The organism is Arthrobacter sp. NyZ413 (genome assembly GCF_049390645.1).
Taxonomy (GTDB): domain Bacteria; phylum Actinomycetota; class Actinomycetes; order Actinomycetales; family Micrococcaceae; genus Arthrobacter.
The window spans coordinates 4,298,659-4,321,113 of sequence record NZ_CP155434.1; the positions used below are offsets into that span (position 1 = coordinate 4,298,659).

The window sequence follows — 22,455 nt, forward strand, 5'->3', positions numbered from 1 at the left end:
TCCTAGAGCGCCAGTCCATTTCTGCGTCGTAGGTCAACCTGAGCGTCGCCGTCTCGTCATACAGCGCAACGGCATCACCGCCGTCGATACACTCACGTCATGAGCGAGCGCCCCTCCCATTCCGTCACTCTACGGTTCCTTGCTTCCCCCACCGACGTCGGACACAGCGGATCCGTCGACGCCGGCACCGTCCTGGAATGGGTGGACAAGGCCGCATATGCAGCCGCCGTGGGATGGTCGAAGTCCTATTGCGTCACGGCGTACGTCGGCAACATCCACTTCGCCGATCCCGTGAACAGCGGCGACATGGTGGAGGTGGAAGCCACCATCGTCTACACCGGACGCTCCTCGATGCACATCCGCACCATCGTGTCCTCGGGCGACCCCAAGGGTGGCCCCGCGACCATGCGCAGCCAATGCCTGGTGATCTTCGTGGCCGTCGGCCCGGACGGACGCCCGGTTCCGGTTCCGCAATTCGAGCCGTCGACGGCGGAGGAGACTGAGCAGCGCGACAACGCTCTTGCGCGGATCGCCGTGCGGGAACAAATCGTCGAGGCCATGAACGCCCAGGAATATACCGACGCCGGTACGGCCGAGCGCGTCGTCCTGCGGTTCATGGCGGCGCCCACTGATGTGAACTGGGGTGGGAAGGTCCATGGCGGCATCGTCATGAAGTGGATCGATGAAGCCGCCTATGTCTGCGCTTCCCGATACTGCGGAAAGGACACAGTCGCAGTGTTCTCGGGCGGCGTTCGCTTCTATCGCCCGCTCCTGATCGGGGACGTCGTGGAAGTCGAAGCCCGGCTCGTCTACACGGGCCGTAAAGGGATGCACATCGCAGTGCACGTGCGCTCGGGAAACCCCAAGAGCCGCGAGATGAACCTCACCACGTACTGCCTCACCGTGATGGTCGCCAGGGATGCAAGCGGCGCTGCCGTGCCGATCCCGCCGTGGGAGCCGAAGACCGACGAAGACCGGCGGCTCCACGCCCACGCCCGCGAACTCCTGGAGATCCGAGGTCGAGCGCCAGGCAACCGCTTGCCCGACCACCTCTTAAATGGCAGCTAGCCCACCGGACGTGAGCGAGCGTCCCGCTAAAACCCACCGGACGTGAGCGAGCGTCCCGCCAAAACCCACCGGACGTGAGCAAGCGTCCGGGCGTGCATAAAACGAAAGGTGCAGTGGCCGCCCCCAGCGGTGGCCACTGCACCCTTGTTAGCTGCCGCTGCTAGACGCGGACGGCTGCTGGCTGCGGCTCCAAGGGCACGTGCCTCACGGCACCCTTGTCTGCCGAAAGCGCGAACGCCGCGTAGGCGCGCAACGCGGGGGAAACCGCGCGCTCACGGTTGCGCGGCTGGTAGCCCGTGGTCGCCTCGAGCAGTGCGCGACGCCGGCCGAGTTCGTCGTCGGACACCTCCACCATGATGGAGCGGGACGGGATGTCGATGGAAATCGTATCGCCATCCTCGATGAGGGCGATCGCTCCGCCTGCGGCCGCTTCGGGGGAAATGTGGCCGATCGACAGCCCGGAGGTGCCGCCGGAGAAGCGACCATCGGTGATGAGCGCGCATTTCGCCCCGAGTCCGAGGCCTTTCAGGAACGACGTCGGGTAGAGCATTTCCTGCATGCCGGGGCCACCGCGGGGGCCTTCGTAGCGGATGACGACGACGTCGCCCGCAACGATCCGCTTGCTCAGGATTGCCTCGACAGCATCGTCCTGGGATTCAAAGACGACGGCCGGTCCGGAGAAGCGGAAGATCGACTCGTCCACGCCTGCGGTCTTCACGACGCAGCCGTCGAGGGAGATGTTCCCCCGAAGGACTGCAAGGCCGCCTTCGACCGTGTGGGCGTGGGCGATGGAGCGCACGCAACCGTTCTCGGCGTCGGTATCCAGGCTTTCCCAACGCTCGGACTGGGAGAAGGCCGTGGCGGAGCGGAGGCAACCGGGGGCTGCGTGGAACAACTCGATCGCTTCCTCGGTGGCCTGGCCGCCGCGGATGTCCCAAGCGTCAAGCCAAGAGCGGAGGTCTGAGCTGTGCACGGAACGCACGTTGTGGTTGAGCATGCCCCCTCGGTCGAGTTCGCCCAGGATCGCCGGGATACCGCCGGCGCGGTGGACGTCCTCGATCAGGTAGGTGCCGTTCGGCGCCACCTTGGACAGGCACGGGGTGCGGCGCGAGATTGCGTCGATGTCCTCGAGGGTGAAGTCGAGTTCGGCTTCCTGGGCTGCGGCGAGCAGGTGCAGGATGGTGTTCGACGAACCGCCCATGGCGATGTCCATGGTCATCGCGTTTTCAAAAGCGGTATGGCTGGCGATCGAACGCGGAAGGACCGATTCGTCGTCGTCGAAGTAGTGCGCCTTGGTGATGTCGACGATTGCCTTGCCGGCGTCCTCGTACAGGGCGCGGCGGGCGGTATGCGTGGCGAGCGTGGTGCCGTTGCCCGGCAGCGAGAGGCCAAGGGCTTCGGTGAGGCAGTTCATCGAGTTGGCCGTGAACATGCCCGAGCAGGAACCGCAGGTGGGGCAGGCGTTCTCTTCCAAGGTGAGCAGATCGGCGTCGGAGACGCTTTCATCCACGGAGTCGGCGATCGCGCTGATCAGGTTCAGGCGCTTGCGGACGGTACCGTCGACCAAGACGGCGGTGCCGCCTTCCATGGGGCCGCCACTGACGAAGACCGTGGGGATGTTGAGCCGCAGGGCAGCCATCAACATGCCGGGGGTGATCTTGTCGCAGTTCGAGATGCAGATCAACGCGTCGGCGCAGTGGGCGTTGACCATGTATTCCACGGAGTCGGCGATGAGCTCACGCGACGGAAGCGAGTAGAGCATTCCGCCGTGGCCCATGGCGATGCCGTCGTCCACCGCGATGGTGTTGAATTCACGCGGGATGCCACCGGCCTCGATGATCGCATCGGAGACGATCCGTCCAACAGGTTGGAGGTGCGTGTGTCCGGGGACGAATTCGGTGAAGCTGTTCGCGACGGCGATGATCGGCTTTCCGAAGTCGGCCCCATTCACGCCGGCTGCACGGAGCAAGGCTCGTGCGCCGACCATGTTGCGGCCGTGGGTGACTGTTCGTGAACGTAGTTGTGGCATTCGACCAGTTAACCAGTCCCGTCCCGGAGCCTGAAGACGCTCCGGATACTAGTAGTGGCAGTGCTAGATTTGGTGGAATGAGTGAGGAGCGCAGGCGGGAGTTGGGCCAGTTCCTGCGGGACCGGCGAGGAAACCTGGTTCGGGCGGAATTGGGGTTGCCGCCTATCGGACGCAGCCGCACACTGGGGCTCCGGCGCGAAGAAGTCGCCTCCTACGCCGCGGTGAGCGTCACTTGGTACACGTGGCTCGAACAGGGCCGCGAAATCAACGCTTCCCGGCAAGTGCTCGAAGCGATTGCGCGCGTGCTCGGCCTGACCAGTGCGGAGAAGTCCTACCTGCTGGCCCTGGGCGGGTACACCCCCGTGCCGACTGCCCATGCCGGCGTGATCGAGGAAACGCCGGCCCACCTGCAACGGCTCTTGGATACCTTGGAATTTCCGGCTTTCGCCGTAGCACCCGATTGGGGCATTGCCGGCTGGAACCGGGCCTACGCCGGCCTGTATTCCCGCATCGCCAGTGTCGGCTTGGCTGACAGGAACCTGTTGTGGCTGATCTTCACGGATCCGCACTTGCGGGAGATGCTCCCGGACTGGGAAGAGACGTCGCGCCACTTCGTGGCCGAATTCCGGGCGGAGGCCGGTGCACGGCTCGGCTCCGAGGCCCACACCGCTCTCATCAACCGCTTGGTCGAAGCCAGCCCAGAGTTCGCGAAACTCTGGGGAGACCGCGGCGTGGAACGGTTTGCTTCCCGGCAGCGCGTGTTCCTGCACCCCGCGGTAGGCGAACTCATCTTCGAGCAGCACCGGCTGGTCCCCTCGGACGCCCCGGAGTTGCATTTGGTCATGTACGCGCCCGTTCCAGGCACACCGACGAGTGCCCGGATGCGGGAGTTGGCGGGGGTCGGCGCCTGACCTCAGCCCGCAGGCAAAGTCCGTACGGGAACGTGCGTCCACCACGGCATGGCATGCTCGTAGGCCTTGGCAATTGCGAGCACCCGCGCGTCTGACCACTCCGGCCCCATGATGTGGAGTCCAACGGGCTGCCCGTCCGCAAACCCGCAAGGAACGCTGACCCCCGGCATCCCGGTGAGGTTCGCCGCGGAGAGCATGCGCAACGCACTTGAGAGGGAGTCCTCCCCGGCACCGCCTGTCAGTTCGGAGGACATCGAGCACGCGAGCGGAGCGACCGCAGGAAGAGTCGGCGACACCAGGGCATCCACACGGGCGCGGAGCATGGTTTCAGGGATGGACCTCCGAAGGTGGCTTCGGACCTGCCAGGCCAACCGGATGTCATCTTCGGTTGCCAACGCTCCAGTCTCGATCATGACCCGGGTGGCAGGAAGGTACCGTTCTGCCGCTGCCGCCAAACGCTCCCGGTGGTGGCTCGCCGATTCGGAAAGCGAAATGGCCACGCTGGCATGGAGGGACAGGTCAAGCCCGGGCATTGGCAGGTCAACGATCTCGAAGCCGAGGTCCGCGAACACCAAAAGGGCACGTTCGACGGCGGCAAGGACGCCCTCAGTGACGCCCCAGTCAGACCATAGCTGCCGGTCAATCCCCAGCCGGATAGCCTCAGGAACTTGCTGGAGCTTGGCAGAAATCCCGCCTTCCAACAGTGCAAGGCCTTCCGGTTCGGCCATGCCCTCGAACAAGGCGGCGCAGTCTTCCACGCTTCGCGCGATCGGACCCACATGGTCCAGGGTGTGGCTCACATTGAGTACCCCGGTGGAAGATACGGCACCGCGGGTGGGCTTCAAACCCACCAAACCGTTGACGGAAGCCGGATTCCGGACCGATCCCCCGGTATCCGTCCCCAGGGCCCCCGGCGCACTGCCCACAGCAACGGCCACGCCGGACCCAACACTGGAACCGCCGGCATACCGTTCAGGATCCCAAGGGTTGCGCGACGGCGGTATTCCTTGCCCAAAGGCGAATTCGTGCGTCTGGAGCTTGCCGAGCAGCACAGCACCGTTCGACCGCAGCCGTCGGACCACACCCGCATCAGAGACGGCGATGTTGCCACGGAGGCTTTCGGATCCGCCTTCGGTGGGCATCCCACGCACGTCAATGACGTCCTTCACGCCCAACGGGATTCCGTGGAGGACGCCGGCAAACGTCCCGGTAGCGGCGAGCGCGTCCGCTTCGCGGGCCGACCGGCGTGGGCTGGCTTCGTCCACGAAAGCCCAGGCACGCGCGTACTCTTCCGTTTCCCGGATTCGTGCCAGGAGCGAGTCGAGGAGTTCCACTGCCGACAACTCCCGCCGCCGAATGAGGGCAGCGGCCTCGACCAAGCCCAGTTCCCAGGCCGCGGTCACGGCGTCACCTCCGCCGCCAGCTCCTCGAAAGCTGCCCTCAACGATTCCATCCCCGCGCGAAAGTCCTGGTACGAGGATTGCAAGGCCGGGCCGTCTTCGCGGGCGATCGCGTCGCCCACCAACTCCCGAACAATCCGAAGCTGCCCGTCATCCAGGGCATCCACAGCGCCCAACGCGTCGCTCATCGGTGCGCCGCCGTCGTGAGCTTGCCGTCCCGGACCACGGCGACGCCGTCCACGAAGACCATCCGCACGTCGCGGAAGTCATCAGCGCGAGCCACTACGACGTCGGCGGCACAGCCGGCCTCCAAGCGCCCGCTTTTCGGTGCGATTCGAGGGATGAGGTCGGCGACACGCGAGGTAGCCATGGCAACGGCGCCAGCCAATGACCGATGTCCGCGGGCCACGATGTCCTGGACGGCGGCAATCAACTCGTCGTGGTCGCCGTCATGGCCATAGTCGGTGCCGATCACCGAGATGAGTTCAGGTTCGCACAGCAGGAGATCCCAATGCTCCCGGGTTGTGACCGTGCGTTTGCGGTGCAGGAGATCGAAGACCGACGCTTCGGCCGGCCAACCCGTTTTCCGTCCGAGGACAGCCAGTTCGCGAGCCTCGTCAGGGGTATGCGAAGGATGGTTTGCATGGGCCGCGATCACCGTGGTGCCGCTTCCCTCAAACTCAAACATCAGTTCCCGCAAGACACTGGCCGTAGCTGAGGCGCTGTGCACGATTGCAGGCACGCCGAACGCCGCCGCAGCACGAACCCCTTCCCGGATCCCTTCGATCGCAGGGTTGAACGACGGCAAGACTGAATCCGTCACCAGTTTTGCGAGCTGGGTTGCCGTGAAGGCCTCCGCCAGCCCGGCCGCGTGGGCGGCTTCGGCGAGCGCTTGAACATCGAAAGCGCCGACGTCGATGAACCGGCCCAGGACGGCCTCTTTGATGCGGCGGGCCTGGTCGATGGAGATCCGGATCCCTGAAGCCTTGCGGATGGCCTCCGGGATGTAGACGAGGTCCTGGCCTCCTCCGCCGAGCGTTTGACCTCCGCCCAGCTCCCCGATGGCGACAGCACCGTCGTCGAGCATTTGCGCTACGGTCAGGTCGTACGCTTCGGGCGTGAGGCCTTGTCCGTCGGCGCGGGAAGCGGCTTCGAGGCAATGCGGCAAGTGGGTGGTGGCTCCTTTGACGTGGACGGCGTGCCGGCGGTCGGCTTCGCGCACATCGTCCATTGACGCAAAACCGCACAGGTTGAGGACCGTTGTGGTTCCGGCAAGGAGGTGCCTGTCCAAGTTGCCCATCCAGCGGTCCGCGGGGAGCGCATGTGCCGCGCTGGGAAACAGGGCGCCGGGGGTCACTCCATGCGTGTGGTTGTTGATGAGGCCAGGCAGGACGATGCAACCAGATGCGTCGATGACTTCGCCGTCGAAATCCTGGCCCGCCTCCCAGCGATTGAGTATCTCCGCGACCCGGCCCTGCCGAATGACGAGGGCTCCTGCTTCGACGACGGAATCCCCCACGCCCGGTACAACGGTTCCTCCGCGAATGAGCGTGGACATTCGATCCCCTCTCGGCTATTTTCATCATATCGAAGTTTGCTTCACTATAGCCGCAAGGGTGCGGCTTCGGAACCCCCGAACGGAGAACCTGATGGCAGTGCCGCAGACGCAGCGGGATTTCGTCGGATACGGCGAGAATCCGCCTTCATTCAGCTGGCCGGACGGGGCCCGCGTGGCAATTTCACTGGTCATCAACGTGGAGGAAGGCGCCGAGCGCAGCACTGCCCGCGGAGACTCCGCCGACGACCTCGGTGCACATTGGATTCCCGCCCGGCGGTCCGACACACGGAACCTGACGCTGGAATCCGCCTTCGAATACGGCGCCCGCGCCGGCATGTGGCGGCTTTTGCGGATCCTCCGGAAACACAATGTCCGCGCCACCGCGTTCTGCTGCGCAGCCGCTCTGAAACTCAATCCGCCCGGCGCCGCGGCCCTGGTCCGCGACGGTCACGAGATCGCCGATCACGGTTACCAATGGGACACCCACACCGAGCTCGACGACGATGCCGAGGAGCGCCTCATCCTCTCCTCCCGCGACGCCATTCACGCCAGCACAGGCCGGATGCCCACCAGCTGGTACTCGCGGGACGGCCTCAAACCCGGAACACGCGCAATGCTCGCCAGGGCCGGATTCGCGTATGAGTCCAACAGCTTCAACGACGACCTGCCGCATTGGGGTTCAGGGCAGGGTAATCCGCCGCTCCCCGTACTGCCTTACGCCGGCGACACCAACGATTCCGGGCTCTTCAGGCAATTCCCCACGGCGGCGTCGTTCGCCAACCACTTGATGGCGGCCCTGGACATGCTCCTTGACGACCCCCGGCGCGGCCCTTCGGTCATGAGCGTCGGGCTTCACCCGCGACTCATCGGCCGCCCCGCTTACGCGGTGGCCCTGGACCGTTTCATCGCCCATGCGCGCGGCAGGTCCGCCTGGTTTGCCACGCGGCAGGAAATCGTGGACGCGTGGGTCCGGATTACGACGCCGGAACGCACGACGGCGGCCTGCCCGCCGCCGTCGTAGGGTCACCGCCGTTGGAGGAGCACAAGCACATCAGTGCTCCGCCAGGAGGACGCCCCAACCGTGAATCGGACGGGCCGCCCGCGCCACCCGCAGCAGGTGCCACACGGTGGCGATCGCGCTGTCTACCACCGGGATGCCGAACTCATCCTCCAAACCAGGCACCAAGTAGCCCGAACGAAGGTTGGTTCCGACGCACACTACGGCGTCGACGTCGCTCGCAAACGCCGGCCTCGCCATCGCCTCGATGTCCGCGTCAGCCAACCGCGCAATCTCCGGGTTGCTCATGGCCGAGGCCGGAACCGACACCGCCTGAACGATGATGCCAAACCGGGCGTACTCGTCCCGGATCTGGGCGGCGATAGTGGCCGGTCCGGGGAAGAGAAGCCCCACCCGTGTTGCCGACAAGGCCGCAAGCGCCTCGACGACGGCCACGGAAGCGGTGGTCGCCGGGGCCCCGCAAACCGTTTCCAATTCCGAACACAAGGCCCGGTCGCCGCTGATCCCTGTCCATGATGCTGACGTGCCGTGGAACGCGATGGCCTGCAGTTCCGCATCCGCCAAGAGTCCGGGAGCGCCGCCGAGGACACCCAGGTCCACGGCGTCGTCAAGGCTCGGCGGCAGGCGGAACCTGCTGTAGTGGACCCCTAAGTCCGGCTGCCCGGCAAGGATCGAGGCAGTGAGCGTTTCAGCATTCGAGTTGCTTGACGGGACAAGGACCCCAAGCCGGGTGAGGGGCCCGGGAACCCCGGCCACCTAGTGGGCCTTGCCCAGTGAAGGCGGCGTGGAGATTGCAAGCATCACCGCGGCCGAGGAAGTGTGGTTGCTCCACCAGTGCGGGAGGGAAGCGTCGTAGGTCAGGCTGTCGCCCGCTTCCAGAAGGAAGTCCTGGCCTCCGACGGTCGCCACCAAGGTGCCGGCCTGGAGGATGACGCACTCCTCGCCCTCATGCGAGTGCGGCACGTGGGCGCCATCGAAGTTGGCGGGAATGGTCATGTTGATCACGCCCAGCTTGCGTTCGGAGTCGGGAACGATCAGCTCCATGATGATCCCCTGGGAGGGGATCTCGATGCGACGCCGATCGGCCCGGCGGACCAGCATGTGGTCCTGTCCTTCGTGCGGGTCCGTGAACATGCTGGCCAGCGGCAACTCAAGGGAGTTGGCCAAACGGAGCAGGGTCGCGAAAGAAGGATTGCCGATTCCCCGTTCGATCTGGCTGATGAGCCCGGCACTTACGCCAGCGCGTTCGGCAAGTTCTTCCACTGTGAAACGGCCGAGGCGTTGCTGCTTGATCATCGCCCCGAGGTGGGCGATCCAGAAGTCTCGTTCCAGGGACTCGGTTACTTCGCTGCCTGCGGTGCCCGTGCCTTCCACGACGACTCCTTCACTAGTCCGCGGTTTTGCGTCAGTATATCGAAGATAGTTTCGTGCCGGGGCTTTTTTGACGGCCCTCAATTCGACCGGCATTCCGCCTCCGCCCAGCGCGTTCATGCTGCCCGCAGATCGGCATAACCGGACAGGAGGGAGGCAACTTCCTTCTCCCAGTACACAGCGCAACGGTCGGCCCCGCGGTTGAAAACCTCGGCAGCGGAGGCCATTCCGGGAGCCGGAAGGCCGATGCTGGAACCGGCGCCGGACACCACGTCCACCACCCGCTGGACTGCTTCCTGCAAGGCTTCTGCTCTCTGTTCCCCATGGCGGAGGAGGTCTGCGGCGAGGTCCGTCGGCCCCACCCATCCGCCACCGAATGCCTCGCTGTCCACGAATTCCTTGACCCGTTCGACCGCTTCCACGGTCTCGAACAAAACCGTGACCACGGGCACGAAAGAGTAGTCAGTGCCGAACCCCGATGCCGGAGTGACTTGCCTCGGACGGGATCCATGGGGCGCGTACCGGGTCGCTTCGAAGGCGCGCTCCAACTCGTCCACAGTGCGGACCTGGGGCAAGACGATCTCTGCGACTCCCGTATTGGCGAATGCCACGATGGTGTCGTTTTTCAGGTCCGGCACGCGGGCGGCCACCCGCACTCCGGAGCCGGCCAGGCGCTGCACGACGTCGGAACATTGCTGGACGGTGATGCCTGTCTGTTCTGCGTCGAGGACCAGGAAACCCACACCGGTACGGGCCAGGAGCGCCAGCAACGTCGGGGTCGGATCGGCCGTGATGATGCCAACGTTGCGTTCAAGGGTTTGCGAAGTCATGGAATATTCCTTTTGAAGGTTCTGCGACGGCAATGAAAGCCTGGGCGGCTCACTCGTCGGGGATGAATTGCCAGTCCGCTGGTTTGCTGACTCCGACAACGAGCTCAACGGCTTCGTCGCCATCATTGGTAAGTCCGTGGGAGGTGCCACGGGGGATGTAGATGGCGTCGCCCGGTTTTGCCCGGTACGTAGTGCCACCAAGGTGGACTACCGGAGTGCCACTGATGACAACGTAGAACTCCGAAGCGTCGGGGTGGTGGTGGCACAAGTGGTGTTGTCCCGGCAGGATCTTCCCCCAACTGACGCACAAATCGTCCGAACCGCTGAGGTCCCTGGAGATGAGCGTGCTGACCAGGCCTTGATCCCGCTGGCCGCCCAAGCCCACCTTGTCCAGTGCCGTGAAGCCCTGCTCGTGCACATTGTGGACCAAGCGGGCGAGGTCGACGGTTTCCTGGCCGATGCCACCCATCACGCCACTCCCTCGAAGGCCGCAGTCCTCGCGCCGTCAGCCTGCACGGGAGGGTGTTCCATCCACCACCGTGCGATTTCCTCGCGCGTCGCAAACCAGACGCCGGGCTGCGCGAGGGCGTATTCCAGGAAGCGGCGCACTCCGTGGGCTACGCTCGGCCGGCCGCCGATCCGCAAGTGCAAGCCCACGGACATCATTTTGGGCACGGTCTCCCCCTCGATCAGGAGGCAATCGAGGGAATCCTTCAACACGGTGAAGAAGTCCTCAGCCGTTCCGAGGCTTCCGTTGCCCCAGAAGCGGGCGTCGTTCGTGTCGCCCGAATAGGGAACTACGAGGTGCCGGCGCGGTCCGGCCTCCACATAGTACGGAAGATCGTCGGCATAGGAATTCGAGTCGTACAGCACTCCTTCTTCCGCCAGGATGGTCCGAGTGTTTTCGGTGATGCCTTCGCGGACGTACCAACCCACCGGCCGAACTCCCGAGACAGCCTCGACGGCGGCCAGGGACTTGCGGATTTCGCGCCGCTCCTCGTCGGGCTCCATGCCCACGGTTCCCCGCCATTTGTAGCCATGGGCGCAGATTTCGTGGCCGTCGCGCACGATCGCCCGGGCGGCGTCGGGGTTGCGTTCAAGGGCGGCGCCACAAGCCATGACGGTCGCCCGGATGTTGTATTCGCGCAACATCCCAAGGTAGCGCCAGATTCCCACCCTGCTGCCATATTCAAAGAATGATTCCTTCATGAGGCTGCGGCGCGAGGGGTCCGCAGCCCAGCCCCCGAATATCGAGACGTCTTCGTCCTTCTCATCACCGGCTTCGATGGAACTTTCTGCGCCTTCTTCGTAGTTCAGCACGACGGAGACAGCCACCTTGGCGCCCTCGGGCCAAGTGACGACGGGAGGGTTCTCCCCGTATCCAATCAAGTCCCGCATTGTCTCTCTCCTTGCTTTTCGTTGGCATCCGCCGCAGCAGCCTGCCACGGCTTCCTGCTGTTGCCGGGTCCCCAGGATCGCGAGCGCTTGTCTGTGGCAACCGACGTCCGAATTTTCATTATGTTGATCAATCTTCATTCTAAAGGGACCGCCCTTCATACACCTTCCGATGGGCGGCCAACGAGGTCTTGAGCATTCCCTCCACGTCGTCAATGACATTTCCGTGGGCAGGGCCGATGAGGTTGACCGAATATGCCTCCAGCGTGTCCTCGATGCCTTGGAAGGCCACGCCCACATCGACGAATTTGGTCCAGTAGAGCGCACGGCCCGTTCCGTAGGCAGCCTGCTCCACCGACGGCGGCGCCGGCATCTCGCTTGAAAGCAGGCGGCACTGCCCCGGCAAATGCACCGGCTCGTCGTCCTCCGCCGAAGCAGGAACGTCGTGGATGAAGGAAAAGCCATCGGAAACGAACATGACACCCGCCCCGGAGTCATAACCCCACAGCGTGTTCTCCAAGTCGCGGATATACGCCGGGAGGAATTGGAACGTCCGGCCGCCCAGATCCAAGGAATCACCGGCGAGCATGCTCCTCAGGCGGTGGGCATGCTCCGGGAAGTGCAGAAAGTAGTCACGCACATCTCCCACCACAACCGCGGACGGATACCTCGAGAGCAGGGCCGGAAGATTGCCCGCATGCGGGATTTCCGGATGCGTGGGGAAGACGAAGTCAAGGGTCCGGCCGGCCAAGGCATGGTCCAGCTGGGCCAGGACGGTTTCGCGGTGGGCGGGATCTCCCGTATCCACCAGGATCGTGGCTTCCGAACCCACTACCAAGTAGGACGAGACGTGGTAGTGGACCTCCTGCCCGTCGGCATTGGCGGACAGGCACCCTCCCAGCCAATGGACACCGTCGGAAAGAGCCCGGCCCACGGCGGGCTCGCATCCGGGAACCAAAGAACTCATTGGATGCCCGCCTTCCTGATCGCCGCGGCCAATTCCAAGGCCGCGTCAAGGCACTTTCCTCGACCGACAAAGGGAACACCGTAGCCAGGCCCTATGGCCTTGACCTCGCGCCGCCGAACAATGTCTTCAACATCACGAGCGATGCCACGCGTATCCGCCTCCGCGAACCACTGGAACTTTCTCAGGCCTGCCTCGGCCGTAAGGCCGTCGGCTAAGAGGCCTGAATAAGAGCCGTGCGTGAATGCGTCCGACGTCAGGAGCGCGCCGGATTCGTGATCGAATATCCACAACGTCGGCAGGAGCCGCATCAGCGGCGACACGAACCCCAGGGTCAGGCCGTCGAGGACTTCGACGTCGAGCGCCGTTCCAGGATTGACCATGATCCGCCTCGGTTCCGCCGACGACCTCGGGACGGTGATTCCACCCGTGTACCAGACGGATTCGACATTGAACCTGGCTTCGATGGCGGGTACGTTCAGGCAGCATTCCATTTCGGTCCGGGTCAGCACAATGGCCAACGGTTCGCCCGGATCGAGGAGCATGTCCAGTTGGGCCACGATTTCGGCCTCGTGCAGCCGGACCCCGGTGTCAACCAGCACCGAGCCAGCGCGTCCTTTGATGAGGTAGCAATTGACGGGCTGCGTGGCCTGGACGCCCGGGGGACACCAACTGACGTTCCGGTCCAGGAAGATCTCTCTTCCCAAACGGTAAACGCGGTCAGGAACGAGGCCGCAGACGCCGTCAATCGGGACGGCTGTCCTGGTCGTTTGTTGATTCATTGGGCTTCCCTCCCTCCTTTACCCGTTGAACCTCCTAGGCAACGCTCGCCGAATCCCACACCGCCAGCGCCTCGTCCAACGTGCAGACGTCGTGCCTGGCTTTCATGACAGTCATGGCCGCATCGTGGACCACGGTGTCGTACGCGCCGACCGCATCCTCAAGCAGCACGGCGTAAAAGTCGTTGTGCACGGCATCGCGCAGCGTTGCTTCAACGCAACCGCCCGTGGAAACACCAACCAGCGCGACGGACTCAATGCCTTGGCTGCGCAAGAGGAGCGCCAATTCCGTTCCCACGAACGCACTCGGGCGGCGCTTGGTGATGATGACCTCGCCGTCCTCCGGCATGCACTCGGCACAGAACTCCGTGGCCGGATCGCCTTTGACGCTCAGCTTGCCAAGGTCGATGGGCCGGCCATTGGCGGCCGTATACAAAGCCCGCAGCCAAGCGGCAGGCGAGCTGCCGCCGTCGGGCAGGTTTTCGACGCGGATATGGAAGACCGGAACGCCGTTCTTGCGCGCCGATTCGATGGCCCGCCCGCAACGTTTGGCGACGTCGGGCATCATGCTGAGGTCGTGCCCGGAGTCCCCGATAGCACCGCCGGCGTAGACCGCACCCTCTTGCATGTCGATGACGACGAGGGCGGTAGTGGCGGGATCGAGCAATTCCTGCAGGGTGTCGCGGACCTGTTTTCCGCAGATTTCAATCATGGAAAGTTCCTTTGGGTGTGTGGTGCCGGCCGGGCCCGACGGCGGTCGGCCGGCACCAGCTCGCGGCCCAGTGCCGCTTTGGTTGGGAAATGACTGCCGGCGGCCTAGCGGCCGAGGGCGTTGAAGTAGATCTGGCCGTTGGTCAGCGGCACCGCTCCAGTCAGCCCGGTCTTGGCGACCAGGACTCCCTTGGTTTCGACCAACGAAAGGATCGGTGCGCCGTCGTCGACCAGTCCGGCCATCTTGTTGAGGAGGGCCGTGCGTTTGTCCGTTTGGGTATCCGGAGTAGCGGCGAGCTCGGCGCGGGCCTTATCGAAATCGGGGTTCGACCAACCGGTCGTGTTGCTCGGAGCACCGGTCCCGTAGAACGCGTAGCTATAGAACGCCGGGTCAGCGATGACGATCGGTTCCGAATAGAGCACTGCTTGGTAGCGGCCTTCCAGGAGCGCCGTCGAGAAGTCCGTAGAACTGGCAACGTTCTGCAGTTGGACGTCGATCCCCACTTCCTTCAGCATCGATTGGATCAGGACCGCGGACTTCGCCGCGACCGGACCCGGCCTCGTTGCGCTGTAGCTCAGGGTCAACGGGAAGCCATTGGCGTATCCCGCATCAGCGAGGAGCTTCTTCGCCCCCGCCTGGTCGAATTTGTACACCGCAGAAGCGTCGACCCCGGGGAAGATTGATGTGGCAGCTTCGCCGAAGCCCGCGTAAGCGCCCCTGACCAAAGCATTGCGATCGATGGCCATGGAGATCGCGTGGCGAACCCTCGGATCTGCCAACGGACCGGTCTTGGTGTTGAACATCATGGTGTCGCGGGTCTGGCTGGGGCAATTGAGGACCGTTACCCCCGGCGTCTTTTCCAAGGACTTGTACTGGTCGTATTCAAAGCCATTGGCAACCTGCACCTCGCCGCTCTCCACCAATTGGCTTCGCGTCGCGGTGCTTTGGACTGCCTTGACCACAACCCGCTTGACAGGGCCCCGCTCGCCTTCCCACTTCGGATCGGCAGTGACGGTCAGCGAGGCGCCAGGAGTGAATTCCTCCAGTTTCCAGCCGCTGTAATCGGCGAGGTTCTTGGAAAGCCAGGCATTCGCCGTCGGGTCGTCGGGCGTCACGTGCTTCTTGGCTTCCACGCTGTCATGGATGTAGAAGAGGTTGTTCTGCAATGACTGCACAGTGTAGGAAGTCAGTTGGGTGGTATTGAGCTGAACCGTATGGTCGTCAATCACTTTGACCAAGTTGTCGATGTTGAACCCGCTGCTCTTGAGCGTTCCCTTCATCACTGGCTGGCGCTTCATGCCGATGTCCAGGCTCCACCGGACGTCTTCGGCCGACAGCGTGTTCCCGTATTGGCTTGTGAGCTTGCGGAGGGTGACCACGATGCCGGTACCGTCGGCGCTGGGTTTCGCGCTCTCGGCGAGGCGGCCTGAAACCTCGGTGGTCGGGGCGGGGCAGGACTTGCCGTCGCTGGCGCCAGGCTTGTACTCGAGCAGTTGGGAGCCGAGGCCACTGAGCACAACATGGGAGGCGCTGCCGCCCCACGGTGCCGGGGTCAAGCTGTCCGGAAGGGCTCCGACGGCAACAACAACGTTGTCGACGGACTGGACGGCCGCAGTTTGGGAGGTTGAGCCCCCGCAGGCGACAAGGGACAGGGCGAGGGCGGCAGCAGCGCCCCCGGTGAGCAAACGCAGACGTTTCATAAGGTGACTCCGTTTATTGGGGGGGAAGCTACGATTGTGCGGTCTCGTAGCGGTAGGCCCGCTTGTGGCCCGCCCTGATGATGGGCTCCACGTCGCGGATGTTGCTGATGAAGTTGCCATGGGTCGGGGCAACGGACTTCACGCCGATTTCATCAATAAGATGAAGGACTCGGTCATAGACTGCATCGGCGTCGTTGGCGAAGCGGGCCCAGTAGAGGGCGCTTCCGGTGAAGAATGCGGCATTTTCGACGGCGATTGGAACCTGCAGCTCACTGGTGGTCAAGCCGCATTCGCCCGGGAGGTGTACCGGGTCTTCGTCGTCGAGTTCGGGGCGGTGCATGTAGCAGAAACCGTCGGCCGTGAAGAGCACTCCGGCTTCCGGAACGAATCCCCATTGGGTGTTGGGCAGGTCCCGGATGAGGGCCTCCACCACCATGAACTCCTGTCCGCCGAGGTCAATCCGGTCTCCAGGCACCCTTGCGTGGAGGTTGGGAACGATCTGGGGATAGAAGAGGTGGTAGTCGCGGATATCGCCCACCACCTGGATGTTCGGGTATTTTTCGACGAGCCTCGGGAGGTTTCCCGTGTGGGGAAGCTCGGGGTGGGTGGGAAAGACGTAGGTGAGTTCATTCCCGTCCAGCAGTTCATCGAGGGTGCGGGAAATGATGGGCCAACTGGACGGGTTGCCAGTGTCCACCAAGATGGACGAGTGCTCCCCCTGGACAAGGTAAGTGGAGTTGTGGCCATGGATTACCCGGTCCGCCAAGTGGAAGGGAAGGCAGGAACTCATCCACGTGACGCCGTTGGCGACGGTGCGCGGGAGGTCGCTGCTCATCGTTTCTACGAGTTGTTCTTCCATGGGGATCTCCTAAACAAACTGGGGGGTGAGGGCGTCGAGCATGAATCCAAGGTGCCGGCGGACCACATCCCGTCCCTTCAGGACGCAGCCGCGGGACGGAGCGATGACTTCCGGGTCCAGGGCGTCGAACTTGTCCTGGAGCCATTCCCGCAAGGGCTCGCAAGTGGACCGCGGAATCCATTCGTACTTCGCGTAAAGATGCCCAGCCACCTGTTCCACCGTGGTGGCGTCATCAGCGGTGGAGTCGATGACGCGCCGGCCGTCGGGGCGGTCCATGACACCGTGGGTGAAAGTGTCCGAGGTGAAAAGGGTTCCGGTTTCCTTGTCCCAACCCCAGAACGTGGGGAGGAGCCTGAGCAGCGGCGATTCAACTTCCAGCACGCGCCCGTCGGCTATCCCGATTTCCGCCGCCCGGGCCATGGAATCGCCTTCTTCCGTCCGCTGGGCGTCGATCTGGTGGCGCCGTCCCCGCAGGGCCAGGCGGCTCAGGTCATCGAACGCGTCGAACGGGTTGATGACCCCTCCCGTGAAAAGCCGCTCAATGTCGAACCGGCCCGCGATGGGCTCCAGGTTTGAGACGCAGTCCATCTCGCTGCGCGTGAAGAAAATGGAGACTCCCCCGCCTTCTCCGATGAGTCCCGCGAGATCGTCCATGATCTCCTTGCTATGCACAGCCAATCCGGAGTCGACCAGGAGGTGCGAGGTGCCCTCGGTCAAGAGGTAGGCGTTTGAGGGCTGGAATCCGGTTGCACCTTGGGGAACCCAGCTCACCCGGCCGTCAAGCGGGATGGTACCGCCGAGGACCGCCAACTTATCTGCCTGCAATGAAGTGAACATATCTTCAATCTATTGAATATCGAATGTTTGTCAAGGATTTTTTCAGTTCTTCGGTCCGCGCGCGGGCGCGGCCGGACCCGCCTTCGATGGCTTGCGGGCTTTGCGGAGTATGTTGCCGCGCGTCCGGGGGTCCAGCAGGGTGATCAGGGCATCCAGCAGCACGTAGCCCAACAGGCTCGTAGCGCCCATGATGAGGACGAATCCTTGGATCACGGGCACATCGCCCTTGAGCACACCATCCAACGACCACCCGCCGACGCCAGGCCACGAGAACACGCTTTCGACGATGGCCGCACCGCTGAGTGCAGCGGCAAACAACAGCACCATGTAGGTCATGAGCGCTCCGCGGACATCACTGAGCGCGTAGCGGAACACCTGGAATGGTTTCAGTCCGCAAGCCCTCGCGAACTCGATCTGGGGAGAATTCAAAATTTGGAGCAATCCTGTCCGCACTGTCTTCCCAAATGGGGCCGCGAAGAACAAGCCCATGGTGACAATCGGCAATGCGGCCCTGCCCATGATGGATTGAACCGCGCTCCACTGGCCGGCGATCACCGCGTCCAAGGCCACCGATCCCGTCACCTTTGGCGGCGGAATGTCGGAGCTGGAGAGCATCCCCAACGGCGCCGGGGCCAAATGGAGTTGCTGGTAGAAAATGAAGAGGAGCAGAAGCCCCAGGACAAACTCGGGCATCGCCATGAGGATCGAGACGCCCGCCGTAAATGCCTTGTCCGCTCCGCGCCCGTACCGGTAGGCCGCAAGGGTTCCCATTCCCATGCCAATCAACAGCGCCAGGACCAGGCCCGGGATGAGGTAGACCAAGGTATTGGGCAACCGCGTCCAGATCTCTCCCGAGACCGGGCTTCCGGTGAAGAACGAGTTCCCCAAGTCCCCGCTCAGGGTGCGGCCCATGTAATCCAGGTACCGCTCCAGGAACGGTTTGTCCAAGCCCAACTGGGCATTGATCCGCGCGATGTCCGCGGGAGTGGCGTACTCGCCAAGGAGAGCCACTGCGGGATTGCCCGGAAGCAAGGAAACCAAGCCGAAACTCAGCGTGATGAGTCCCAGCAGGAGCAGGATGGCGATGACAATCCTGGACAGGACGTAGCGGATCACGCCATGACCTCCTGCGCACCGGGGTTATAGGGAATCGGAGGCATGGCTGCCGACATGAGGGCCTTTGTGTAAGGCTGCTGCGGATTGGAGAGGACGTCATGCGTGGATCCGATTTCAACGAATCGCCCACGGTGCATCACGGCCACGCGGGAGCAGAAATGGCGGACGGTCTCAATATCGTGCGAGACGAAGACATACGTCAGCCCGCGCGCCGCCTGAAGCCTGGAAAGCATGCGCAGGATGGACGCCCTGATGGTCAGGTCCAATGACGACGTCGGCTCATCGAGCACTACCAGCGCGGGGTCCGTTACCAGGCACCGCGCGATTCCTACCCGCTGCTGCTGGCCTCCGCTGAGGTTGGCCGGGCGGCGGTTCAGGAAGTCCTGGGACAGCCCCACTTCCTCCAGCGTCTCCGTGACACGGCGCAGGCGTTCGGTGCGGGAGCCGTAAGTCCTCGCGACAACCAAAGGCTCCTCGACAATCTGGCGGATAGTCAGACGCGGGTTGAGCGAAGCGAACGGTTCTTGGAAAACAATCTGCCAGCGCCGGCGACGCTTCCGCAGCTCCGCCTTGGACAGGGCACGAACGTCCTCGCCTTCGAGGAGGATCGTGCCGGAATCGGCCTCGCTCAGCCTGAGGATGAGGCGCCCAAGCGTGGATTTTCCCGATCCGCTTTCGCCGATGATCCCCAAGGTCTCACCGCGTTCAACCGAAAAGGAAATACCGTCCACCGCTGCCACGGGCAGACCCTGCGGACTTCGGAACGTCTTCCGGACGTCCTTCAATTCAATGATGGGCATGTCAGATGCTCCTGGATTTGGAGAGTTCGGTGGCCAGCATGGCCTCGGCAGCCTCCGGCTGGACCACGGAATTGAGCAGCGAGACTGTGTAAAGGTCCTTGGGTTGGACAAAGACTTGCGATACCGGACCTTGTTCGACGAGGCGGCCCCGATACATCACCAGGACCCTGTCGCAGTAGTTCGCCACCACCCCGAGGTCGTGGGTGACGATCAACATTGACCGTCCGCTCCCTTTCGTCAACCGGGTGAGCGTATCCAGAACTTGCCGCTGGACGGTCAGGTCGAGCGCCGTCGTCGGCTCGTCCGCGATGACGAGACGCGGGTTGAGGTACAGCGCCATGGCGATAACCACCCGCTGCGCCATGCCGCCGCTGAGTTCGTGGGCGTATCCGCGCATGACCCGCTCGGGATTGTCCACGCCTGAGGAAGCCAGCAACTCCAAAGCCCGGTCACGCGATCCGGCGTCGACGCCGACCCCGTGCGCCTTGGCGATGTTGCTGAACTGCTTTTCAATGCGAACCACTGGATTCAGTGCACTGAAGGGGTTTTGCGCAACGAATCCGATCTCCTTGCCGCGAATGCGGCGGATCTGCCTTTCAGGCAACTCAAGGAGATCTTGGCCATGGAATTCGGCGGTACCCGCCGTGACACGCCCCGGTGGCATCAGCAGTTTGATCACGGAGCGCACCACCGTGGATTTGCCTGACCCGGATTCACCCACGACGCCGACGATCTCGTTGGCGCCGACGTCGAACGATACGCCGTGCAGGGCACGGGTGACTCCGCTTCGGGAATGGAATTCGGTCACGAGGTCCCGCACCTGAAGTCCTGTCATCACCGCGCCCTTTCCACTCGCTCGATCTTGGTTTCTATCGCTCCGGCGATCACGTTGAGTGATCCGATGGCCAGGAGCATGGCCAATGTGGGAAAAGCGGCCGCCCACCACTCGCCGCGGATCAACATGCTGGCGCCGTCGTTGATCATGGCACCCCATGTTGGCGTGGGCGGCTTGACCCCGACGCCCAGGAAATTCAGTGCGGCAATGGTTCCGAGTGCGTTGGCCGCCGTCAGGGTTGCTTGCACCAGGACAACGCCATACGCGTTGCGGAAAATGTGGTTGAACGCGATGCGAAGGGGTGAGCAGCCGATCGCCGCCGCGGCTTCCACATAGCGGGCCGAACGAAGTGCCATGGCCGCAGCCCTGGAAAGACGGACGAAGCGCGGGGCCGCGACAATTGCGATAGCGAGCACGACATCCGTCGCCCCGCCGCCAAGGAGCTTGATGGAAACCACTGCGATGACGATGATCGGCAGGGCGGCGAACGCGTCAATGACCCGCATGATGGTGTCCCCCAGCTTCCCGCTGGTGGCAAACAGGCCCAACGGGACACCGACCACCAAGGACAATGCTGTAGCAGCCAAGGCTACGGGGAGGTCCAATTTCGCCGCTTCGATGGTCCGCGAGAAGACGTCCATTCCATTGCCATCAGTCCCGAACCAGTGAATTCCGTTCGGCGCGATCCCGATTGCGTCGGTGTCCGGTCGCAACGGATCGTGCGGGAGTGGCGCGAGCATTGCCATGAGCGGCAGCCCCATGACGATGGCGACTGCGAGCGCGACCATGATGGTGTTGGACCGGTTGAAGAGGAGCGCCTGTCCGCGGCGCGCCCACTGCGTGACCCGCAGGCCCGGGGAAGTGCGCGGAAGCCCCTGGATGCTCATGGAGCCTCCCTTGGGAGATTGATCCCACACATAATGTATTGAAGATTGTCCTGGCTCAGGACCGACGGTCGGTGCATCTTTGGCTCCTATTCAGACCTCGAAGAATAATCAGCTCATATCAAAGTCTCGTCACTTTATTGAATGTGACTGTAGCCGCAAGTGTGATGAATTGCACTCTTTTGCCGAAAATCATGGACTGGCCCGCTCGGGAGCGCGTTGCGGAAGGTGCCCACAACCCCTTCCCCGGCAGACCCACAAAGCGGGCAGTATGGCCGCGGGCGCCGCGCGGAGCTATTGACACCGGGAAGAACCAACTTCAATATAGTGAGCAAGTCCCGACTGTGATGAAGCTCCGGTGCTGTCGATGCCGCCAGCACCCCACGAAGTAGATGAGGAACGGAACGCACCATGCCCAACTTTCAGGAATCAGCAACCGCGGTAGCTCCCTACCAGGAGCAACGCGATCAGCCTGTCAAGTACTTGCTCCGTGACGGCGAACTGGTGGACTACGACGACGCCCGGCTCCACGTACTCAGCACCTCGCTCAAATACGGCGTGGGAGTCTTTGAAGGATTCCGCGCCTACTGGAGCGAGGACGAACAGCAGTTGTACGCGTTCAGGGTGATTGACCACATGAAGCGGCTGATTGATTCGATGCGCGTGGTTGAGATCGATGGCCCCCAGGACATTGATGAACTCTCCGAACAGCTGCTCGGGCTCATTCGGGCAAACGGGCTACGGAGCAACCTCCATATGCGCGCGCAGGTCTTCGTGGATTCCAAGGACGGCAAGCCGGAGGACACGGGCCCCTCCACAGTGTTCATGGCCGCCATTCCGATGGGGAACTACTTCGGCGGCACAGGTCTCAACGTCCAGATCAGCAGTTGGGCGCGGCTTTCGGACCGCTCCATGCCACCGCGGGTGAAGTCGATCGCCAATTACCAGAACGGCCGGCTCGCCCTGCTGGAAGCCAAGCGGAACGGCTACGACGCGGCCCTCCTGCTGACGGAAGGTGGACACGTCGCCGAAGGCGCCGGCTACAACGTCTTCATGGTGCGCCAGGGAAGGCTGTGCACTCCGCCAGCAACGGACAGCATCCTCGAAGGCATCACCCGGGACAGCGTCCTGCACCTTGCGCGGACCGAACTCGGCCTCGAGGTGGACATCCGCCCCATCGACCGCACCGAACTGTACTCCGCCGACGAAGTCTTCGTGTGCGGCAGCGCGGCTGAAGTCAACCACGTGGCGTCGGTGGACCGCACCGCCATCGCCAACGGACAAGCGGGCGATGTCACCCGGAACCTCCAGGAGCTGTATCGGCAAGCCGTGATCGGGAAAGTGGCCTCGGACCGGAACTGGGCAACGCCCGTTTACGCATCCTAGGGG

23 protein-coding genes are annotated in these 22,455 nt (G+C 63.5%); 4 read left to right on the top strand and 19 right to left on the bottom strand.

The genetic code is table 11. The features are described from left to right. The first annotated feature begins 99 nt into the window (after positions 1-99). On the top strand, positions 100-1,068 hold the full coding sequence (locus ABCW42_RS20070; protein ID WP_423182838.1) for an acyl-CoA thioesterase: 969 nt from the start codon (positions 100-102) through the stop codon (positions 1,066-1,068). Positions 1,069-1,228: 160 nt separating this feature from the next. Here ABCW42_RS20070 and ilvD read toward each other — a convergent pair whose 3' ends face one another. After that, a complete protein-coding gene (gene ilvD, locus ABCW42_RS20075) occupies positions 1,229-3,097 on the bottom strand; it encodes a dihydroxy-acid dehydratase (protein ID WP_423182839.1) in 1,869 nt (622 codons plus the stop codon). Positions 3,098-3,174: 77 nt separating this feature from the next. Here ilvD and ABCW42_RS20080 point away from each other — a divergent pair, with 77 nt between their 5' ends. Further along, positions 3,175-4,008: a helix-turn-helix transcriptional regulator gene (locus ABCW42_RS20080; protein WP_423182840.1), complete on the top strand. Its 834-nt coding sequence runs from the start codon at positions 3,175-3,177 to the stop codon at positions 4,006-4,008. 2 nt (positions 4,009-4,010) lie between these two features. Here ABCW42_RS20080 and ABCW42_RS20085 read toward each other — a convergent pair whose 3' ends face one another. The 3 genes from ABCW42_RS20085 to ABCW42_RS20095 are packed head-to-tail and all read right to left on the bottom strand — an operon-like array spanning position 4,011 to position 6,966. Then, positions 4,011-5,411 carry an amidase gene (locus ABCW42_RS20085; protein ID WP_423182841.1) on the bottom strand — a complete coding sequence of 467 codons (1,401 nt, stop codon included), beginning with the start codon at positions 5,409-5,411 and terminating at the stop codon, positions 4,011-4,013. Continuing rightward, positions 5,408-5,596 (bottom strand): hypothetical protein, encoded by a 189-nt coding sequence (locus ABCW42_RS20090; protein ID WP_423182842.1) that lies wholly within the window; start codon positions 5,594-5,596, stop codon positions 5,408-5,410. Before ABCW42_RS20090 ends, ABCW42_RS20085 begins: the two co-directional genes overlap by 4 nt. Beyond that, positions 5,593-6,966: an amidohydrolase family protein gene (locus ABCW42_RS20095; protein WP_423182843.1), complete on the bottom strand. Its 1,374-nt coding sequence runs from the start codon at positions 6,964-6,966 to the stop codon at positions 5,593-5,595. Before ABCW42_RS20095 ends, ABCW42_RS20090 begins: the two co-directional genes overlap by 4 nt. A 91-nt stretch (positions 6,967-7,057) precedes the next feature. On the opposite strand from ABCW42_RS20095, the gene ABCW42_RS20100 reads away from it, so the two are divergent. Continuing rightward, positions 7,058-7,987 carry a polysaccharide deacetylase family protein gene (locus ABCW42_RS20100; protein ID WP_423182844.1) on the top strand — a complete coding sequence of 310 codons (930 nt, stop codon included), beginning with the start codon at positions 7,058-7,060 and terminating at the stop codon, positions 7,985-7,987. 30 nt (positions 7,988-8,017) lie between these two features. On the opposite strand, the gene ABCW42_RS20105 is transcribed toward ABCW42_RS20100, so the two are convergent. From ABCW42_RS20105 to ABCW42_RS20175, 15 genes are all read right to left on the bottom strand, one after another. Further along, entirely contained in the window at positions 8,018-8,740 is a 723-nt protein-coding gene (locus ABCW42_RS20105) for a maleate cis-trans isomerase family protein (RefSeq protein ID WP_423182845.1), read from the bottom strand. Beyond that, complete coding sequence (locus ABCW42_RS20110; RefSeq protein WP_165962323.1) at positions 8,741-9,358, bottom strand: cupin domain-containing protein; 618 nt, start codon at positions 9,356-9,358, stop codon at positions 8,741-8,743. Positions 9,359-9,471: 113 nt separating this feature from the next. After that, positions 9,472-10,185 carry an aldolase/citrate lyase family protein gene (locus tag ABCW42_RS20115; protein ID WP_423182846.1) on the bottom strand — a complete coding sequence of 238 codons (714 nt, stop codon included), beginning with the start codon at positions 10,183-10,185 and terminating at the stop codon, positions 9,472-9,474. Between the two features lie 49 nt (positions 10,186-10,234). Continuing rightward, positions 10,235-10,654 carry a cupin domain-containing protein gene (locus ABCW42_RS20120; protein WP_423184958.1) on the bottom strand — a complete coding sequence of 140 codons (420 nt, stop codon included), beginning with the start codon at positions 10,652-10,654 and terminating at the stop codon, positions 10,235-10,237. Further along, positions 10,654-11,583 carry a polysaccharide deacetylase family protein gene (locus ABCW42_RS20125; protein WP_423182847.1) on the bottom strand — a complete coding sequence of 310 codons (930 nt, stop codon included), beginning with the start codon at positions 11,581-11,583 and terminating at the stop codon, positions 10,654-10,656. Before ABCW42_RS20125 ends, ABCW42_RS20120 begins: the two co-directional genes overlap by 1 nt. A 139-nt stretch (positions 11,584-11,722) precedes the next feature. After that, entirely contained in the window at positions 11,723-12,547 is an 825-nt protein-coding gene (locus ABCW42_RS20130) for an MBL fold metallo-hydrolase (RefSeq protein WP_423182848.1), read from the bottom strand. Further along, on the bottom strand, positions 12,544-13,326 hold the full coding sequence (locus tag ABCW42_RS20135) for a hypothetical protein (protein ID WP_423182849.1): 783 nt from the start codon (positions 13,324-13,326) through the stop codon (positions 12,544-12,546). Before ABCW42_RS20135 ends, ABCW42_RS20130 begins: the two co-directional genes overlap by 4 nt. A gap of 34 nt (positions 13,327-13,360) precedes the next feature. Then, a complete protein-coding gene (locus ABCW42_RS20140; RefSeq protein WP_423182850.1) occupies positions 13,361-14,035 on the bottom strand; it encodes a cysteine hydrolase family protein in 675 nt (224 codons plus the stop codon). 104 nt (positions 14,036-14,139) lie between these two features. Then, positions 14,140-15,735 carry an ABC transporter substrate-binding protein gene (locus tag ABCW42_RS20145; RefSeq protein ID WP_423182851.1) on the bottom strand — a complete coding sequence of 532 codons (1,596 nt, stop codon included), beginning with the start codon at positions 15,733-15,735 and terminating at the stop codon, positions 14,140-14,142. A 28-nt stretch (positions 15,736-15,763) separates the two neighbouring features. Further along, on the bottom strand, positions 15,764-16,594 hold the full coding sequence (locus ABCW42_RS20150; protein ID WP_423182852.1) for an MBL fold metallo-hydrolase: 831 nt from the start codon (positions 16,592-16,594) through the stop codon (positions 15,764-15,766). Between the two features lie 9 nt (positions 16,595-16,603). Further along, positions 16,604-17,431 carry a hypothetical protein gene (locus tag ABCW42_RS20155; RefSeq protein WP_423182853.1) on the bottom strand — a complete coding sequence of 276 codons (828 nt, stop codon included), beginning with the start codon at positions 17,429-17,431 and terminating at the stop codon, positions 16,604-16,606. Between the two features lie 42 nt (positions 17,432-17,473). Next, positions 17,474-18,547 carry an ABC transporter permease gene (locus ABCW42_RS20160; protein ID WP_423182854.1) on the bottom strand — a complete coding sequence of 358 codons (1,074 nt, stop codon included), beginning with the start codon at positions 18,545-18,547 and terminating at the stop codon, positions 17,474-17,476. Continuing rightward, positions 18,544-19,347, bottom strand: coding sequence for an ATP-binding cassette domain-containing protein (locus tag ABCW42_RS20165; RefSeq protein ID WP_423182855.1), 804 nt, complete (start codon positions 19,345-19,347; stop codon positions 18,544-18,546). The genes ABCW42_RS20160 and ABCW42_RS20165 overlap by 4 nt, the downstream gene beginning before the upstream one ends. Position 19,348: 1 nt before the next feature. Continuing rightward, complete coding sequence (locus tag ABCW42_RS20170; protein ID WP_423182856.1) at positions 19,349-20,182, bottom strand: ABC transporter ATP-binding protein; 834 nt, start codon at positions 20,180-20,182, stop codon at positions 19,349-19,351. Continuing rightward, entirely contained in the window at positions 20,182-21,069 is an 888-nt protein-coding gene (locus ABCW42_RS20175) for an ABC transporter permease (RefSeq protein ID WP_423182857.1), read from the bottom strand. The genes ABCW42_RS20170 and ABCW42_RS20175 overlap by 1 nt, the downstream gene beginning before the upstream one ends. A gap of 408 nt (positions 21,070-21,477) precedes the next feature. On the opposite strand from ABCW42_RS20175, the gene ABCW42_RS20180 reads away from it, so the two are divergent. After that, on the top strand, positions 21,478-22,452 hold the full coding sequence (locus ABCW42_RS20180; RefSeq protein WP_423182858.1) for a branched-chain amino acid transaminase: 975 nt from the start codon (positions 21,478-21,480) through the stop codon (positions 22,450-22,452). Positions 22,453-22,455 lie beyond the last annotated feature (3 nt).